Raw genomic sequence first — 17,567 nt, 5'->3', positions numbered from 1 at the left:
CTCCTCAATGCGTGTTGATCATATCGCCGACAGCAGCCCGCAGTGCGAAAATGCCGCTATCGACGTGGCGGCTCGGATGCACACGGTTGGTCAGCAAGGTCCAGGCGCGGCCCTTGTCGAAATCGATCCAGAGACCGGTGCCGGTGAAGCCGGTATGGCCGATAACGCTATCGTTGCAGCGCGCGCCACCCGACCAACCTTCATAGGGGCGTTCCCAGCCGTGGGTGCGTTTGTCCGAAAGCGGTTGGCGCATCAGCCTGACCACGGGATCGCCATTCTCGTTCCCTGTCAACAGCGACTGGGCATAGGCGAGGACGGCATCGACAGTGCCGAACAGTCCCGCATGGCCCGAGCCTTGAAGCGCGTAACAATTCTCGTCATGCACCTCGCCGCAGATTATCCGGTTACGCCAGCTGCAGAACTCGGTGGCCGCGGTTTTTTCAGGCGTGCTCTCAAAGGCAAAGCCCGGACCGGCATCCATCTCGCGGATACGCTTGGCTTCCAACCTCTCGAGAGCGATGCCAAGCAGGATATAATTGATGTCCGAATAGGCAGGCTCGCCATGTCGCCATTCGCGCTGAAGGACAAAGGCGCGCAGACGGTCGGGGTCATCGCCATAGGTGTAGACCGGTTCTACCGCCGGAAACGGGGTCTGGTGGCCGAGGCACTGGCGGAAAGTCACTTTCCGTTCCCAGCAATCGGGGGCGTATTGCCGGAAATCGGGAATGAGTGTCGTAATGGAACTATCGAGATCGATCGCGCCTGAAACTGCCAATTCGAGGATCTTGCGCGTGGTGAAGATGACCTTGGTCAGCGAAGCGAGATCGAACCATGTGTCGAGGGTCATCGGGCGCTCGCCACCCATCTTCTGCGCGTGGCCGATCGCTCTTGTCAGTCGCTTGCCCTGACGGTCGATCATGCCGAAGACGCCGCCTGGAATGCGACCGTCCTCCACGGCGTTTTTCAGAAGACCAAACCCATTGTCGAAAGGCGTAAGGAGAGGCGACGATGCTTCGGCCATGGATCTTCCCCCTCAGTTGGCTGCCGCCATTTCAAGCTTCACGCGGTGGTCTGCGCCAAAATGTTCCCAGCGTGAGGGCTGCGGCTCGAAGCCCTCGGGACGTAGCAATGTCGGCATGGCCTCGGTGTTCAACTCATACCTCTCGCGCCGCCGTTCCATGGTCGGCACCGCAGCAATCAGCTTCTTGGTATAGCTGTGTTGGGGATTCGACAAGACGGAGCGGGCGTCGCCGATTTCGACGATTTGGCCTGCATAGAGAACGGCCACGCGGTGGGCGATGCGTTCGACCACAGCCATGTCGTGAGAGACGAAGAGATAGGCAAGATCGCTCTCCTTTTGCAGGTCGATCAGAAGATCGAGAACGCGAGCTTGGACGGACACATCGAGCGCCGACACTGCCTCGTCCAGCACGAGAATGGAGGGATCGAGCATCAGCGCGCGGGCGATGCAAAGGCGCTGGCGCTGGCCACCGGAAAACTCGTGTGGGTAGCGGGTGAGGCTATCGGATGGAAGGCCAACGCGATCGAGAAGCGCTGTCATGCGCGACGTGATTTGTCCGTCGATCCGGATGCCCGCTGCAATGACGGGCTCGGCCAAAAGGCTTTGCACATCGAGACGCGGATTGAGCGAAGCATAGGGGTTCTGGAACACCATCTGCATCGGCTTCTGCGCCGTCATCGACTCGGACGATTGCGTTGTAAAAGAGCCTCGTGTGGTCTTGACCAGACCGAGAAGAGCTCGGGCAGTGGTCGATTTGCCCGATCCGCTTTCTCCAACAACCGCCAGAGTCTCGCCCCGGCATATCTCGAAATCTACAGCTTCCACCGCATGGATTGCGCCGGCGGGTCTGCGTAAGAGCCCCGTCGTCGTGGGGAAGCGTACGGTCAACTCCTTGACCGCAAGGACGGCGGGCTCATACGCGTATTTCAGTCGCGGCGCGTCGTCGCGGACATGCTGACCGTTGGCAAAATGCGGCACGGCGTTCAGCAGGTGTTGTGTGTAGCTGTGCTGCGGACGATCGAGAATATCGTCGGCTTTTCCCTGTTCGACTACCTTTCCAGACTGCATGACGAGCACGCGGTCGGCGATACCGGCAACCAGCCCGAGATCATGGGTGATAAAGATCAGGCCGGTGCCGGTCTCGCGCTGAAGCTCGGCGAGGAGCGCCATGATCTGCGCCTGAACAGACACATCCAGTGCGGTGGTCGGCTCATCGGCAATGAGAAGGCGAGGGGAGGCTGCAAGCGCCATAGCGATCATTACCCGCTGCAACATTCCGCCCGAAAGCTGGTGCGGATAGTAGTCCAGGCGTCTCGCTGCGTCGGGAATGCGCATCCGGTCGAGCGCGCGGAGTGTCTCGGCACGCGCCTCAGTCCCGCCCTTGCCTTGCAGGCGAAAGACTTCCTCGATCTGCTTGCCGATGGTGAGAACCGGATTGAGCGAGGTCATCGGCTCCTGAAAGATCATGCCGATCTCCGACCCGCGGATACGCTCCATGCGCCCAGTGTCCAGAGTGGCGAGATCCAGCTTCTTTCCATCTGCAAGCGACAGATCGATCCGACCAGTGGTGATCCTGCCGCCGCTGTAGTCGATGAGGCGGTTGATCGAGAGCGCGGTGACCGATTTTCCCGATCCGCTTTCGCCGACGATCGCAAGCGTTTCGCCCGCATCGAGCGTGAAGGTCACGCCGTCCACGATCGGCTTTATGGCTTTGCCGCGACCAAAGCCGACGCTCAGATTTTGAACAGAAAGAAGCTCAGTCATGATGCCACCCGTCGCATGCGCGGATCGAGCAGATCGCGCAACGCATCGCCCAGAAGGTTGAAGCCGAGAATGCCGAGCATGACGGCGAGACCCGGGAAGATCAGCAGCCACGGCGCCATTTCCATCAGGTTGATGCTATCTGCTAGCATCAGGCCGAGCGAGGAGTTCGGTGGCTGTGTGCCAAGGCCGAGGAAACTCAAGCCCGATTCGGTGAGAAGCGACCATGCCAATGCCAGTGTTACCTGTACGGTCAGTGGCGCTACCAGATTGAGCATCAGATGGCGGGTGAGGATGTAGGAGGTAGAACTGCCGAAGGTGCGTGCCGCATCGACGAAATCACGCGCCTTGATCGACAGTGCCGGTCCGCGCACCACGCGTGTGAAGATTGGCGTGTAGACGAAGGCAATAGCGAGAATGCTGGTGAAGGTGCCGGGGCCGACGACGGTGATGAACAGCAGGGCAAGCAGGATGGCCGGGAAGGCGAGCAGAATATCCATAAGCCGCATGACCACACCATCCCACAGGCGGCCGACCCATGCGGCGGTGAGCCCCAGAACCGTGCCGATCACGGCGGCGATGCCGACGGAGGAAAAGGCGACGAGGAAGGATTGACCGATGCCGATCATCAACCGGCTGAGCACATCGCGCCCGAACATGTCGGTGCCCATCCAGTGAGCGGCGCTTGGGCCTTGCAGGCGGTCGATGCGGAACTGCTGCAGCGGGTCATAGGGCGTCAGTCCGAGCCAGGCGGCAAGAGCCAGCAATAGGTAGGTAAGGACGATGGCCGCGCCGACGCAACCGCTCGGGTGACGCAACAGCCGGGAAAGCAGGGGGGTCATGACCGGCTCCCCAAGCGAATGCGCGGATCGAGCGCGACATAGGCGAGATCGACGATGAGGTTGACGATCATGAAGTTCAACGCGACGAACAGCACGGCACCCTGCACGAGCGCGTAGTCACGCTGCAGGATGGCTTCGAGAGTCATGCGGCCGAGGCCGGGAAGCGCAAAGATCTGTTCGACCAGCACCGCGCCGCCAAGCAGATAGCCGAACTCGACACCGCAGAGCGTGATGACGGGAATGAGGGCGTTGGGCAGGGCATGCCGCCAGATGACGTTGCGGCGCGCGACACCTTTGCTGCGCGCGGTCCGCACATAATCGTCGCTCAAGACATCGAGCATCGCCGAACGGGAAATGCGCGTGACGGAGGCGGTAAAGGAAAGTCCAAGCGTCAGCGCCGGGAAAAACAGCTGCGAGAGGTTGGCGATCGGATCCTGCGTGAAGGGCACGTAATCGCCCATGGCTGGCAGAATGCCGAAGCCTCCCGAAAGGATGTAGATGATGCCGAGGCCAAAGACGAAGCTTGGCGTGGATTGCCCGATCATGGCGAAGATCCGAACGCTGAGATCCGAGCCGCGGCCCGCGCGGGTTGCCGCGAAGACGCCGAGCGGCAGGCCGAGAACAAGAGCGATCACCACGGAAAGGCAGGCGAGTTCCAGCGTCAGGGGGAAACGCTGGAGAATGACCTCGAGAACCGGCTTGCCATAGGTGACCGAGAGACCAAGATTTCCTGTGATAACGCCGGAAAGCCAGCGGCCATACTGGACGAGCCAACCCTGGTCGATACCGAAATAGGCCGATAGCGCCTGCTTCTGCTCCGGCGTCAACAAGCCCGCCTCGGTGCCGAGCATGGCGGTGATGGAGTCACCGGGAACGAGGCGGATGGCGACGAACACCAGAACGGAGACACCCAGCATTACCAGCGGGAATGTCACAAGACGTCGTAGCAGATAGGTCATGTCGTCATCCGCCTCATGCACGCATTACTTAACGGTGACCTTGGACAGGCCGAAGAGAGAGCCATCCGGGGTTGCCACGAAGTTTTCGACATTCTGCTGCTGCGCCGTATAGGAATAGCCGGTGTAGAGCCAGATCCATGGCGAGACTTCGGCGAGATGCTTGTCGAAAGCGGCGAAGATTTCCTTGCGCTTGGCGACATCGGTTTCGACGCGACCCTTCTGCATCAGGTCGTCCAGCGTGTCGTCAATATAGTGGGCGACCTTCTGAAGGTTACCGGCTTTCGTCCAGTAGCGGTTATACATGGTGTAGGGGTCGGCCCGGCCACCATTCAGCGCAATGGCCATGTCAAAATCGCCCTTCAGCCAGGTGTCGACATAGACATTGAGTTCCATCATCTTGATATCGAGATTGATGCCGATTTCCTTCAACTGCGACTGAATGACCTGAGCTTCGGCAGCCGCCGTCGGCGGTTCGCCCGTTGCGGCAATCACGGTTGCCGAGAAGCCATCCTTCAGCCCTGCGTCGGCCATCAGCTTCTTGGCTTTCTCCAGGTCCTTCTTGTAGCAGAAGAGGCTGTTCGGGTCCGAGCGATAGAGCGGCATGGTCAGCGGTCCGGTGACTTCGCCTTCGCCGAGCAGAGCCGTATCGAGAACATCCTGGCGGTCGATAGCGCAGGAAATCGCCTGCCGCACCGCAAGCTCCGTCATCGGCTTGCGCGACGCGTTCAGTTGCAGCGCGTGATAGGAGAGAACCGGCTTGCGGTTCAGCGTCAGCCCGGCAACCTTCGGCACAAGCGTTGCGACCAGGGGGTCGTTCAACAGGGCGAAATCGACCTTTTTCGCGCGTAGTGCTGCAAGAATGGCGTTCTCATCCGGCAACACGTTGATGTCGATGCCATCGATACCCACCTTGCCGCCAGCCCATTCGGCATTGGCTTTAAGGACTTCCTTCTGGTTCGGCTCCCAGCTTTCCAGCTTGAACGGGCCGCTGCCGACTGCAGCCGTACCGATCTTGCCCGAGGTGATTTCGGAAGCAGGAACGATCGCCGCATTGATGCTGCCCATGGCGGTCAAAAGCGGAACATCAGGCTGCGACAGATTGAAGACCACCGTCGCTGCGTCCGGCGTATCGATGCTGGCAATCGAAAGATAATTCGCGCGTGCCGCAGCACCCGTTGCCTGGTCGAGAATGCGCTCGAAGGAAGCCTTCACGTCGGCGGAGGTGACGGCAGCACCATTGTGAAACTTGGCAGCTGGGTCTAGCTTGAAGGTCAGCGTCTTGGCGTCGGGCGAGAAGGTCCATTCTTTCGCAAGTGCTGGCACGACCTTGAGATCGCCATCCAGACGAACCAGAGGTTCATAGATCAGTTCAAGCAGGCGGATGGAGGAAAAGGCCGTCTGCTTGTGCGGGTCAAGGCCCGTCGCATCCTGCGCCCATGCCATCTTCAAGGTGGCTGCGAAACCGGGTGCGGCGGTAGCCGTCAGCAGGCTTCCGGCGATTGCCGCACAAGCCAGCCATTTTCGAGCGATCATCGTCATGCTTATTCTCCCTCTGGTTGGCTGATCCCGTCTCTTTTTCGAACGCCGGGTATGCAGCACGTCTCGCGTTCAATCGGTTTTTTCAGTCAGTGCCTTGCGTAAAAAGCCGTCATGACGAACCAGTGCCGCCTCGGCTTCTTCCCGGTTCAGCCCGCTCAGGATCATCAGGATGGCGAGCTTCACATTGTTGCCGCTCACCGTCAGTTGATCTTCTGCAATTTCCGCCGAGCACCCGGTTGCTTCCATGATGATGCGGATGGCGCGGGCGCGAAGCTTCTGATTGCTGATGGTCAAATCGACCATCAGGTTCTCATAGGTCTTGCCGATACGGATCATGCTGGCGGTCGTCAGCATGTTCAAGACGAGCTTCTGGGCCGTGCCGGATTTGAGCCGTGTCGAGCCTGTGACCACTTCCGGCCCCACGACCGGCGAGATGGCGATATCTGCGATGTCGGCCAGCGTTGAATGCGGGTTGCAGGTCAAAGACACGGTCTTTGCGCCAATGGATTGTGCATAGGTCAGCGCGCCGACAACATAAGGGGTGCGTCCGCTCACCGCGATGCCGACCACCACATCGTTGGCGGAGAGATTGATCTCCGCAAGATTGCGCTTGCCTTCCTCCACATCATCTTCGGCGCCTTCCACTGCATGCAGAATGGCGCGTGGACCACCGGCAATCAGACCGACCACCATGCCTTCCGGCACGGAAAAGGTGGGAGGGCATTCGGATGCATCAAGGACGCCAAGACGCGCGCTGGTGCCCGCGCCGATGTAAATCAAGCGTCCACCGCTGCGGAAGGCGCGAACGATCTCCTCCACGGCCTCTGCAATCTGCGGAATGACTTTGGCGACTGCCCCTGGCACGAACGCATCGTCCCGGTTCATGACCCGCAGGATCTCTTCTGTTGGCAGCAGGTCGATCGACATGGAATTTGGGTTTCGAGCTTCAGAAACCAGCTGCTCAAGTTCCGCCATCAGGTGCAGGTGCGACATGGATCCTCACTCGATTTTTTAACAGACTACGATCGTATATTCCGTCTGTCAATTAATATTGGAATATATTATTCCTTTCTTTGCGGCACGATATCCGCTCGGGTTGCTTTCAGGACGACAGGCGTTTTGCCAGGATGATCGCACCAGCGACGGCGTCGCCATCTGCGGGTTTCAAGCGTTTTCGCACGTCGGGCGCAAGCCAGGGCTCCAGCGGTCCGGAGAGGCCGCCGAGCAGGGTGACACCCGGTGCGCCATACTCGATCAGGCGGCGAACCAACCCATCGATATGGCCAGCACCAGATTGGACGATCTGGCGGGCGGCAGGGTCTCCCTGATCGGCATGACGCAGGACCAGTGGAGCGAGCGTCGCGTAATCCGTGGCGGTTGCTTTGTCCATCCAGCCGACGATATTGGCGGGCAGGTTGTCGAAGCGGTTGAGAACCTCGGAGAGCAAAGCGGTCCTTTCCCGGCGTCCGTCAAAGGCGAGAAGGGCGGATTGGATCGCCTTCAATCCCATATCCGCACCGCTGCCTTCATCGGAGATCGGAAAGCCGTAGCCGCCAGCGCGCTTTTCCTCGCCACCGACCAGTGCCAGCCCGATCGAGCCGGTGCCGGCGATCACGATGCCGCCATCGTGACCGGAATGCGCGCCAAGGCAGGCGGCGGCACCGTCGGAGGTGAAGCAGATATTGCCGAACGGATGGGGCAGGGCTTCCAACTGCTCGCGCGAGCCCGCACGCGTAAGGCCGGCAATGCCGATGCCTGCCGTAACATTCGGCGCGCGGGAAGGATCAAGGCCGGCCTCTTCGGCTGCACCCGTCCAGGCCCGCAGCACCGATGCCCAGGCATTGGGCACCCCGAGGCGCGTCGTGGCCGGGCCTGACAATCCTTGCCCGATCACGTGACCATCCTCATCGACGATCCTCGCCCGGCAGCCCGTGCCGCCGCCATCGACGCCGAGATAAAGTGTCTGGTCGCTAAGCGGCTTCGTCATAGCGACACGCGACGAATGTTGGCGCCGCACTGAGCCAGCTTGCGATCCAGTTGCTCATACCCGCGATCAAGATGATAGACGCGCTTGATGATGGTTTCACCTTGCGCTGCAAGCGCCGCCAGCACGAGGCACACGGATGCGCGCAGATCGGTCGCCATCACCGGTGCACCCTTGAGAGATGGCTGCCCCCGGACTGTGGCGACGGAGCCGTTGAGCGCAATATTGGCACCGAGCCGCGATAGTTCCGGCACATGCATGAAGCGGTTCTCGAAGATGGTTTCGCGGATGACGCTGGCACCCTCGGCAATCGAGGCCATCGCCATGAACTGCGCCTGCAAATCCGTCGGGAAGCCTGGGTAGGGTTCGGTGGTGAAATCGGCAGGCTTGATCCGCCCATGACCTTCGACCACGACGCCACGATCTCCGGGCCAGACGGTGGCGCCCATGCTTTCCAGCACCTGTAGAACCGATGAAAGATGTTCCATCCGCGCGTTGACGAGTTCGATGCGCCCACCCGTGATCATCGCCGCTGCCGCATAGGTGCCGGCTTCGACGCGGTCCGCAATGGCGTGATGGCTCGCGGCACGCCAGTTCGTGCTGCCCTTGACCAGGAGCCGATGCGTGCCAGCGCCTTCAATCTCCGCGCCCATGGAAGAAAGGCAGGCGACGAGATCGATCACTTCCGGTTCGCGCGCCGCATTGAGGATTTCCGTTTCGCCGGTTGCACAGCACGCCGCCATCAATGCGGTCTCACTGGCACCAACGGACGGGCCGGGCAGAACGACGCGCGCACCTTTCAATCCGTCCGAGGCGTTGGCGACGATATAGCCTCCTTCCACGCCAATCGTCGCGCCAAGGGCGGACAGTACCTTGAGATGCATATCGACGGGGCGCGCGCCAATGGCGCAGCCGCCGGGCAGCGATACCCGCGCCGAGCCGAAGCGGGCAAGGAGCGGCGCCAGCACCAGAATCGAGGCGCGCATCTTGCGCACGGTCTCGTAGTCGACTTCGCCCGGCGTTACATTCTGCGCGTTGATGACGGTGCCGCCAGCGTTCCGCTGAACCTCCGCGCCGTAGAGCGAGATGATTCGCAGCATGTTGTCGACATCCGATACCTTGGGCAGGTTCGTCAGCTCGAGCGGATGCGGAGAGAGGAGGGCGGCAGCGATTTGCGGCAGGGCCGCGTTCTTGGCGCCGGCGATCGGAACCGCGCCATCAAGCCTCGTTCCGCCGGTGATATGCAGCTCATCCATAAAAGACCTTCCGGGTCAAAACTGATGCTGAAATCTGGATAGCCAATCATAAGATAAGCGCTATAATATTCCAGAGAATTTTTGATTTACGAATATCTTATTCCGATCGGGGGAACGCCATGTCCGTCTTGAAGGTGATCCAGGCGAAGTTGGAATTCATGACGGATGCCGAGCGCCAGATCGGCCAGTTCATCGTCGATGATCCCGATCGCATGGTGCAGCTTTCGTCTGCCGAACTTGCTGCAGCAACCGGCCGCAGCCAGTCCAGCGTCGTGAAATTCTCGCAGAAGATCGGCTATGACGGCTATCAGCAGCTGAAACTTGCCGTGACCAAGGCCAAGGCGCAGGAATGGCGTGTTCCGTCCGGCATGATCCACGGGACGATCGATGCGGGCGATAACTTCGTCACCATCCAGCAGAAGCTGGTTGCGAGTAAGGTCTCCGCCATGCAACAGACGATGGAGGTGAATGCCGAAGACGCGGTCACCGCGGCGGTCTCCGCACTGGCGTCGGCAAGGCGCATCCATCTCGCCGGCATCGGCGCTTCTTCGCTCGTTGCCCGCGACTTTTCCTACAAGCTCTTGAAGCTCGGATTGGTGGCGCTGATGGATCGCGATCCGCATGTGCAGATGGCCAATGCCGCCTCGCTCAACAATCGCGATGTGCTCTTCGCCATCTCTCACTCCGGCAGTACCAACGAGACGATCCGACTGGCGGAACTGGCGAAAAAAGGCGGCGCCACGGTCGTCACCCTGACGGGTCTTCATGGCAATCGTCTGAGCCAGATCGCCGATATCACGCTTCATACCGTGGCGGATGAGGAGCGTGTGCGCTCTTCCGCCATAACCTCGCGTGATGCGCAACTTGCCATCTGCGATCTGGTCTTCCTGCTGTTGATCGCCAAGATTCCCGGCGCCAATGACGCCATTCATGCCAGCGAGGCCGCGGTCTCCGTTCTCAAGTCTTGACCGTGGCTACTTGATCGCGCCTGCCGTCATGCCGTTGATGAACTGCCGCGACAGCGCGATGTAGAGAATGATGATCGGCAATGCCGAAAGCGTCAGCCCGGAAAACAACACGCCCCAATCCGTGCCGAATTCGCCCATGAAGGCGGTCAGTCCTTGGGGCAGGGTCTTCAGATTGTTGTTCTGAATGAAAATCAGCGGGAAGAAGAAGTCGTTCCAGATCGGCACGACGTTCTGGATCGCTGCGATCACCATGGCCGGGCGCACCAGTGGCAGCATGATGGACCACATGATGCGCGCTTCATTGGCGCCGTCCATGCGGGCGGCATCCTCCAGCTCGTTCGGCAGGCTGCGGATGAAGCCGGTGAGGATGAAGACAGTCGTCGGCAGCCCGGTGGCGACATAGATGAAGATCAGCGACAGCCGCGAGTCGATCAGCCCGAAATCCCGCATCTGGATGAAGAGCGGAATGATGGCAAGTTTCAGCGGCAAGGTCAGCCCCGCCAGAAAGAACAGAAGAATGAAGCCGGCGCCTCGGAACTCGTAACGGGCGATGGCATAGGCCGCCATCGTGCCCAGAATGAGGATGAGCGCAATCGAGCTTGCCGTGACGATGAGCGAATTGCTCATATAGAGCAGGAAGTCCGTCTCGTTCCACACGCGAAGAAGGCTTTTGACATTGGTGAAATCGGGAATGGAGAACGGGGACTGGAAGATCTGTGCGTTGGTCTTGAAGGCTGAAAAGAACATGATGACGATCGGCGTCAGCATGACGATGCTGTTGCCGATGAGCAGGATCTGGATCAGGCCATCCCAGCCATAGGTGCGGAAGCTGCCGCGGTCGATCCCCTTCCTCATAGCTGGATCTCCCGTCTGCGCAGTCTGACTGTAATGACGCTTGAGACCACGGCGATGAACAGGAAGATCAGCACCGCAAGCGCGCTGCCGGGCCCGAAGTTTTCGGCGGACGCGGACATGCTGCCGAAGGCGGTGCGGTAGAAGTAAAGCCCGAGCACATCCGTTGCCTCATGCGGATTGCCGTCCACACCGGCCATGATGAAGGGCAGCTCAAACCAGTTGAAGGCACCGACGAAGAGCAGGGTGAAGACGACGGTCGCCGAAGGAGCAACCAGCGGCCAGACGATCTTGCTCATCTTCACCCATTCGCTTTCGGTCTCCATGCGCACGGCATCGAGAATTTCGGACGGTATGCGCTGCATCCCGGCGAGGAAGACCAGCGTCGGAAAGCCGACCATGTGCCAGGCATTGGCAACGACGATGGCCGTCAATGCCGTGGAATCCTGGCCGAGCCAGGGCTGGGCGAGACTGCCGAGCCCGACGGCCCTCAGACTGGCATTCACTGCGCCAAAGAGTGGATGGTAGAAGAGCTTCCACAGAAGGCCAACGATGACGGTGGAAAGCACCACCGGTAGAAAAACGGCAATACGGTGGAAGCGCGCGCCCCAAAGTTCGCGCCACAGGCAGTAGGCAAGGATGAAGCCGACGCCGTTTTGAAGCACCATCAGTGCGAAGAAGACGAAGATATTGTGCTTGAAGGCGTTGATGGTGCGTTCGGAGAAGGGGTACTCGAAGAGCACGCGGTGGAAATTGTCGAACCAGACGAAGTCGCCGCGGACCAGGCCTCGCCATTCATAGAAGGCATAGGCGAAGGCCGACAGGATCGGATAGACGAGAAACAGGCACATGAAGGCGATCGGCGGGACCACAAGGGCCGCAATCCAAAGTCTTCTGCCTGTCAACTTGCTGGACATCATCAAACTATCCCAACGGCCATAGATCGGTGGAGTGGGCCGCTCCGATGAGGAGCGGCCTCGCGAGAGCATCGGCGGTAAAGGCGGTTCACCGGCGTGCTCTCGATCCGTGCGAAACGTCACAGGCCAAACGGTTTTCAGTCTGGCTGTGACGCCCGGTCACTTCTTGAACGGCGCGTACCAGGCCGCGAGACCATCGGTCATCGATTTGCCGACTTCGGCAGGCGTCACCTGTCCGTTCAGCATCTTCGAAACGCCCGCCTGGATCAGGTTCGAGCCCGTCGGTTCCCCGTAGCGGAAGTTCACGAGCGTCATATAGGGGATCGAATCCTTGTTGAGCGCGGCGACTTCGGCCAGCAGAGGATTATCGAAGGTGACGCCTGGAACGGCAGAAACGTTGTTCAGCCCGTTGGCGAAGGCCTGTCCGAAGTCCTTGCTGGAAACGTAGTTGAGGAACTTCAGCACCGCTTGCGGGTCTTTCGGCTTGGCATTGCCGCCGAAGCCGGAGTCGTAGAAAAGACCGACCAGCTTCTCATCTTCCGCCTTCAGGCCGGGGGCGGCGAAGACACCCATCTTCAGATCCGGATTCTGTTTGGCGAAGTTGGCAAGCTCGAAAGAGCCACCGGCAAACATGCCGGCCATGCCGGATGTAAACAATTGCTGCGCGGAAGCGTAGTCCAGGCCGACAAAGCCATCGGGAAAGTAATGCGAGATTTCCTTGAGCTTGGTCAGAGCTTCGACATAGCGCTTGTCGTTGAAATCGGTCTTGCCCGCCATCAGATCGGCGTAGAAGGCCTTGCCCATGATGGACGAGGTGAGGGCGGAGACGATGGTCTCGTTCTGCCAGCCGGTTGCCGTGCCATTGGCAAACGGCATCACGCCCGCTGCCTTCAGCTTCTCGCAAGCCGCAACGAACTCGTCCCAGCTCTTGGGTTCGGTGATGCCGTTCTTCTCGAAAATCTCGGTGTTGTAGATGACGAGCATGGTCTGGCTTGCGGCCGGAACGGCATAGAGCGTCTTGTCTGAGCGCATCGTTGCGGAGGCAAGAGCCGGTTCCGAGAAGCCCTTCAGTGCAGGGATCTTCGTATCGTCCAGCGGCATCAGGTAGCCAGCACCCGCCAGGCTTTCAATGCCGCCATAGGTGCGGGTCATCATCAGATCCGGACCCTTGCCGCCGGCGAGCGCGGTGGAAAGGACGGTGTTGTAGCTCGTTGCTTCGAAGGCCTCGAACTTGACCGTAACATCCGGGTTGGCCTTGTTGAAATCGGCGAAGAATTTTTCATATTCGGCCTTATCTTCCTGGCGCCAGGTCCAGAAGGTCAGGTCTGCTGCGAAGGTTGCGCTGGCCGACAGGATGGTGCTGCAGGCAATCGCCGCTCCCAGTAAAAATCGTTTCATCTGTTCCTCTCCTTCTTTCTTGGTTTACGCGATTTATTCGATCACACCGCAAGTCGTTGCGATGTTTCACGGCTGAAGTAATGGACTTTCTCAGGCTCGACGCTGATGGTGACCGGGGTGTCAGGCGCATATTGCGTATCCGGCCCGCACCTTACCGAGACAGGTGCGCCATCCCCCATCCGCACATAAACGTAGGCGCTATCGCCGAGATATTCGGTGTAGACGACCTTCGCAGCAAAACCGTCCTGGCGCGTGCCCGACGAAATCGACATGCCGTCCGGCCGCACACCCATCAACAGCTCTCGCACTGGCGACGATGGCAGACGAGGCAATGAGACCTGGCCGATACCGGGTGCAGTGAGCAGGTCGCCGTCGCGTTCGACAGTCAGCATCGCCATGCTTGGCGAGCCGATGAAGTTGGCAACAAAGACGTTGGCTGGCGTCTCGTAAAGCTCCCGCGGGGAACCGAACTGCTCGATCCGGCCGCCATTCATCACCACGATGCGATCGGCAAGCGTCATGGCCTCGACCTGGTCGTGGGTCACATAGATCGTCGTTCCACCAATCTCCCGGTGCAGACGAGCAATCTCAAGCCGCACCTCGGAGCGGAGTGCAGCATCGAGGTTGGAGAGCGGTTCGTCCAGCAGGAGAAGCTGCGGTTTGCGCACCAGTGCCCGGCCGATGGCAACGCGCTGTCGCTGTCCGCCGGACAGCTCGCGGGGCTTGCGCTCCAGCAGGGCTTCCAGCCGCAACATGCGGGTGGCTTCGCCGATACGCGCTTCGACTTCCGCCTTGCTGAGGCCCATAAGGCGCGCACCGAAGGCCATGTTCTCATAGACATTCATATGCGGGTAAAGCGCGTAGGACTGGAACACCATGGCGATCCCACGTCGTGATGGCGCGATCTCGTTCATGCGCTTGTCATTCAGCCGGAATTCGCCATCGGTGATCGGATCAAGGCCGGCGATCAGGCGAAGAAGGGTCGATTTGCCGCAACCGGACGGCCCGACGAAGACGATCAGTTCGCGGTCTTTCACATCCAGATCGATGCCATGGAGAACCTCGACGGACTTGAAACGCTTCTTGATGCCGCGCAGTGACAGTTGAGCCAAGGTCAGATCTCCATTTCGCTCAGGACGTGCCGCTTGGCGGCGTATCGGCGATCGCTTCGTCTATCGCCGCGATCGTCGTCGCCGCATCCAGATGGTGAATGCTGTGCCAGCCGAGCCTGCGCGATGTCTCGATGTTTTCCAGCGTGTCGTCGATAAAGACGATCTGCTCGGGCGAAACATGTTCGCGGCGCTGAACCGCCAGGTAAATCTCCTCGCCCGGCTTCTCCATGCCCATCTCATGGGAGAGGTAGCAGGCATCGAAGAGATCGACCCCGAGCATGGTCTCGATGATGTGGCGCCAATGAATGGCCTGCGTGTTCGACAGACAGACAACGCGATGGCTGGATTTCAGGGTGCGGGCGTAATCCACCATCCCGGTGAAAACGCCTTCGAGAAGCGCGGTTTCCGCTTGCGATACCTGTTCAGCGGTCAGTCCGTAAATCTCGGACGCGCGAGCCAGATAGTCATCTTCGCCGATCTGTCCCAGGCGGAACTGCATGTTGAGGTGAAACAGGTCCGCATTCGCTTGAGCGGTCGACGACCAGAGCCCACCCGCTTCGAGCGCAGCGCGGCGCCTCTCGATATTCAGTTCGATGAAGACTCCGCCGACATCGAAGACGATAAGCTTGTCGTCGCTGTGTCTATCCGGCTTGACCACCACATATTCTCCGCAGGAACAACCCTATAATGCGAAGGAAAACGCGCTACGCCCTTCTACGGGCTCCACATTGGCAAAAGCGGCGGGAATTATCAATTCCTAATTTCGTTAAAAATCAGAATAAAATATTTTTCTTGATCGCCAGAAACGGCATCGCCGGCAGTGGGCAGTACCCATGCCGGCGTTGCAGGTGATCAGTCCCTCGGATTGAGAACTATTGGTCGAATATCCCGGTCTGGGACGCCACCTTGCGATAGGCCGCACCCGCCGTGAAGCCGCCGTCAATGACAAAGTCTTCGCCGGTAATGAAGCTTGAGGCGTCAGACGCCAGGAAGAGCACCAGTTCGGCGATCTCTTCCGGCTTGCCGCTGCGCTTCATCGGCGTCATGTCGATCATCGGTTTCAGGTGAGGGCTGTTGGCGTTCAGACCCGTAACGACGAGGCCGGGGCAGACGGCGTTGACGCGGATGGCTTTGGGCGTCAGTTCCATGGCAGCGCTGCGGGTAAGCCCGCGCAGGCCCCATTTGCTTGCCGTATAGGCGGGATCATAATGGCCGGAAAAGCCACTATTGGATGAGATGTTGACGATGGATCCGCCGCCGGATTTCGCCATCAATTCCGTGACCGCCTGAATGCCGAGGAAGGCGCCTGTGAGGTTGACCTTCAGCACGCGCTCCCATGCTTCCAGGCTGGTGGTTTCGACGATGGTGCGGTTGATGATGCCGGCATTGTTGACGAGAATATCGATGCGACCTTTCCACTCGGTTGCAAGCGCAACGACGCCCGCCCAACTGGTCGGGTCTGTCACGTCGAGATAGATGAAGCGGGCCTCGCGGCCTTCCCTCTGTAGGGCTTCCGCGAGCGCACGACCTTCCTCGGCCAGCACATCGGCGATGATGACGGCGGCACCCTTGGAGGCGAAGAGGCGGGCTTCAGCCTCGCCCTGTCCGCGAGCGCCACCGGTGATGATGGCAAGACGTCCTGAAAGATCGGTCATGGCTCAGTCCCTCGCTTCTACGGTTTGCTGCCGCTGCTCACCCAGACCTTCGATCCCGAGCGTCATGACTTGACCATGCTTCAGGAAGACGGGTTCTGGCTTGATACCCATGCCAACACCCGGCGGCGTGCCGGTGGCGATCACGTCGCCGGGCTCCAGCGTCATGAACTGGCTGATATAGCTGACGAGATGGGCGACGCCGAAGATCATCGTATTCGTGTTGCCCGTCTGCCGGCGTACGCCGTCCACATCCAGCCACAGTGCGAGGTTTTGAGGGTCGGCCAGCTCGTCGCGAGTGACCAGCCAAGGGCCTGTCGGGCCAAACGTGTCGTGGCTCTTGCCCTTGGTCCACTGGCCGCCGCGCTCGGACTGGAAGGCACGCTCGGACACATCATTGACCACGCAATAGCCAGCGACATGGTTCAGCGCATCCACTTCGCTCACATATTTCGCCCGCGTGCCGATGACGACGCCAAGCTCGACCTCCCAATCGGCCTTCTTCGATCCGCGCGGAATTTCGACATCGTCGTTCGGACCGACGACTGCCGAGGCCGCCTTCATGAACAGGATCGGTTCGTCCGGCGGTGCCTTGCCGGTTTCTTTCGCGTGGTCGGCATAGTTGAGACCGACGCAGATGAACTTGCCCGGACGCGGCACGCAGGCACCGATGCGCTCGACCGAGACCTCTGGTAGCGTCATCGGGTCGATTGCAGCGAGCCGCGCGAGACCGGCGTCGGAGAGGGCCTCGCCGTTGAAGTCGGCAATGACGCCGGAAAGATCGCGGATCGAGCCGTCCTTCGCCACAAGGGCTGGCTTCTCGGCGCCTGCGGGGCCGTATCGCAATAGTTTCATCAGACTCTCCTGAAACCTTCGAGAACGGAATCGTCCACATCCGGCAGGTTGACGACGATGTTGTCCGGCGTGCGGGTTGTCAGCCACACCAGCTCTTCCGTCGTCGACATGTTGACTTCGATATGCGGCCAGTTCGGCGGCACGAAGATGAAGTCGCCTTCCTCCATGTCGAGATAGTCTTTCCAGTTCTCGCCGAAATAGATGCGCGCCTTGCCCTTCAGCACATAACCGCCAGTCTCCGCTTCGCCGTGATGGTGCGGATAGGAGCGATAACCCGGCTCATTGGAGACCTTGCCGAACCAGATCTTGGTGGCTGGCGTGTGCTGCGGGCTGACACCTGAAATGCGCACGCAGCCGCCGGATTGGCCGGTTCCGGTGTCTTCCTGGCCCTTGCGGGTGATGAAGGGTCTGATGGTGCTGGTCATGGAATCTCTCCTCCTCTGCAGATTTC

The 17,567-nt window shown here is 60.0% G+C and carries 17 protein-coding genes; 1 reads left to right on the top strand and 16 read right to left on the bottom strand.

Annotated elements, in window-relative coordinates; translation table 11 throughout:
• Positions 1-4 precede the first annotated feature (4 nt).
• The 8 genes from ACTJKV_RS21300 to murA form a co-directional block, all read right to left on the bottom strand.
• Positions 5-1,021: a serine hydrolase domain-containing protein gene (locus tag ACTJKV_RS21300; protein WP_440599427.1), complete on the bottom strand. Its 1,017-nt coding sequence runs from the start codon at positions 1,019-1,021 to the stop codon at positions 5-7.
• 12 nt (positions 1,022-1,033) lie between these two features.
• Complete coding sequence (locus ACTJKV_RS21295) at positions 1,034-2,785, bottom strand: ABC transporter ATP-binding protein (protein WP_440599426.1); 1,752 nt, start codon at positions 2,783-2,785, stop codon at positions 1,034-1,036.
• Positions 2,782-3,624 carry an ABC transporter permease gene (locus ACTJKV_RS21290; protein WP_113225920.1) on the bottom strand — a complete coding sequence of 281 codons (843 nt, stop codon included), beginning with the start codon at positions 3,622-3,624 and terminating at the stop codon, positions 2,782-2,784. The genes ACTJKV_RS21295 and ACTJKV_RS21290 overlap by 4 nt, the downstream gene beginning before the upstream one ends.
• Positions 3,621-4,583 (bottom strand): ABC transporter permease, encoded by a 963-nt coding sequence (locus ACTJKV_RS21285; protein WP_113225921.1) that lies wholly within the window; start codon positions 4,581-4,583, stop codon positions 3,621-3,623. The genes ACTJKV_RS21290 and ACTJKV_RS21285 overlap by 4 nt, the downstream gene beginning before the upstream one ends.
• 24 nt (positions 4,584-4,607) lie before the next feature.
• Positions 4,608-6,122: an ABC transporter substrate-binding protein gene (locus tag ACTJKV_RS21280; protein WP_440599425.1), complete on the bottom strand. Its 1,515-nt coding sequence runs from the start codon at positions 6,120-6,122 to the stop codon at positions 4,608-4,610.
• A gap of 69 nt (positions 6,123-6,191) precedes the next feature.
• On the bottom strand, positions 6,192-7,115 hold the full coding sequence (murQ, locus tag ACTJKV_RS21275; protein ID WP_440599424.1) for an N-acetylmuramic acid 6-phosphate etherase: 924 nt from the start codon (positions 7,113-7,115) through the stop codon (positions 6,192-6,194).
• Between the two features lie 109 nt (positions 7,116-7,224).
• Positions 7,225-8,109: a BadF/BadG/BcrA/BcrD ATPase family protein gene (locus ACTJKV_RS21270; RefSeq protein ID WP_440599423.1), complete on the bottom strand. Its 885-nt coding sequence runs from the start codon at positions 8,107-8,109 to the stop codon at positions 7,225-7,227.
• Positions 8,106-9,362: a UDP-N-acetylglucosamine 1-carboxyvinyltransferase gene (gene murA, locus ACTJKV_RS21265; protein ID WP_440599422.1), complete on the bottom strand. Its 1,257-nt coding sequence runs from the start codon at positions 9,360-9,362 to the stop codon at positions 8,106-8,108. Before murA ends, ACTJKV_RS21270 begins: the two co-directional genes overlap by 4 nt.
• A 119-nt stretch (positions 9,363-9,481) precedes the next feature.
• On the opposite strand from murA, the gene ACTJKV_RS21260 reads away from it, so the two are divergent.
• Positions 9,482-10,330: a MurR/RpiR family transcriptional regulator gene (locus tag ACTJKV_RS21260; RefSeq protein ID WP_062597573.1), complete on the top strand. Its 849-nt coding sequence runs from the start codon at positions 9,482-9,484 to the stop codon at positions 10,328-10,330.
• A gap of 6 nt (positions 10,331-10,336) precedes the next feature.
• On the opposite strand, the gene ACTJKV_RS21255 is transcribed toward ACTJKV_RS21260, so the two are convergent.
• From ACTJKV_RS21255 to ACTJKV_RS21220, 8 genes are all read right to left on the bottom strand, one after another.
• Positions 10,337-11,185, bottom strand: a complete 849-nt coding sequence (locus ACTJKV_RS21255) for a carbohydrate ABC transporter permease (RefSeq protein WP_153312837.1) — start codon at positions 11,183-11,185, stop codon at positions 10,337-10,339.
• A complete protein-coding gene (locus ACTJKV_RS21250) occupies positions 11,182-12,102 on the bottom strand; it encodes a carbohydrate ABC transporter permease (protein ID WP_112956954.1) in 921 nt (306 codons plus the stop codon). Before ACTJKV_RS21250 ends, ACTJKV_RS21255 begins: the two co-directional genes overlap by 4 nt.
• A 156-nt stretch (positions 12,103-12,258) precedes the next feature.
• A complete protein-coding gene (locus ACTJKV_RS21245; RefSeq protein WP_153312836.1) occupies positions 12,259-13,497 on the bottom strand; it encodes an extracellular solute-binding protein in 1,239 nt (412 codons plus the stop codon).
• A gap of 41 nt (positions 13,498-13,538) precedes the next feature.
• A complete protein-coding gene (locus ACTJKV_RS21240) occupies positions 13,539-14,609 on the bottom strand; it encodes an ABC transporter ATP-binding protein (RefSeq protein ID WP_440599421.1) in 1,071 nt (356 codons plus the stop codon).
• A 19-nt stretch (positions 14,610-14,628) separates the two neighbouring features.
• Positions 14,629-15,267 carry an HAD family hydrolase gene (locus ACTJKV_RS21235; RefSeq protein WP_153312834.1) on the bottom strand — a complete coding sequence of 213 codons (639 nt, stop codon included), beginning with the start codon at positions 15,265-15,267 and terminating at the stop codon, positions 14,629-14,631.
• A gap of 214 nt (positions 15,268-15,481) precedes the next feature.
• Complete coding sequence (locus tag ACTJKV_RS21230; RefSeq protein WP_440599420.1) at positions 15,482-16,264, bottom strand: SDR family NAD(P)-dependent oxidoreductase; 783 nt, start codon at positions 16,262-16,264, stop codon at positions 15,482-15,484.
• 3 nt (positions 16,265-16,267) lie between these two features.
• Positions 16,268-17,116, bottom strand: a complete 849-nt coding sequence (locus ACTJKV_RS21225) for a fumarylacetoacetate hydrolase family protein (protein ID WP_440599419.1) — start codon at positions 17,114-17,116, stop codon at positions 16,268-16,270.
• Positions 17,116-17,541: a cupin domain-containing protein gene (locus tag ACTJKV_RS21220; protein ID WP_153312831.1), complete on the bottom strand. Its 426-nt coding sequence runs from the start codon at positions 17,539-17,541 to the stop codon at positions 17,116-17,118. Before ACTJKV_RS21220 ends, ACTJKV_RS21225 begins: the two co-directional genes overlap by 1 nt.
• Between the last annotated feature and the right edge of the window lie 26 nt (positions 17,542-17,567).

The organism is Agrobacterium sp. 22117 (assembly GCF_052045735.1).
GTDB lineage: Bacteria > Pseudomonadota > Alphaproteobacteria > Rhizobiales > Rhizobiaceae > Agrobacterium > Agrobacterium cavarae.
Note: the sequence above shows the minus strand (reverse complement) of the source record. Positions and strands in the feature narration are given on the sequence as shown.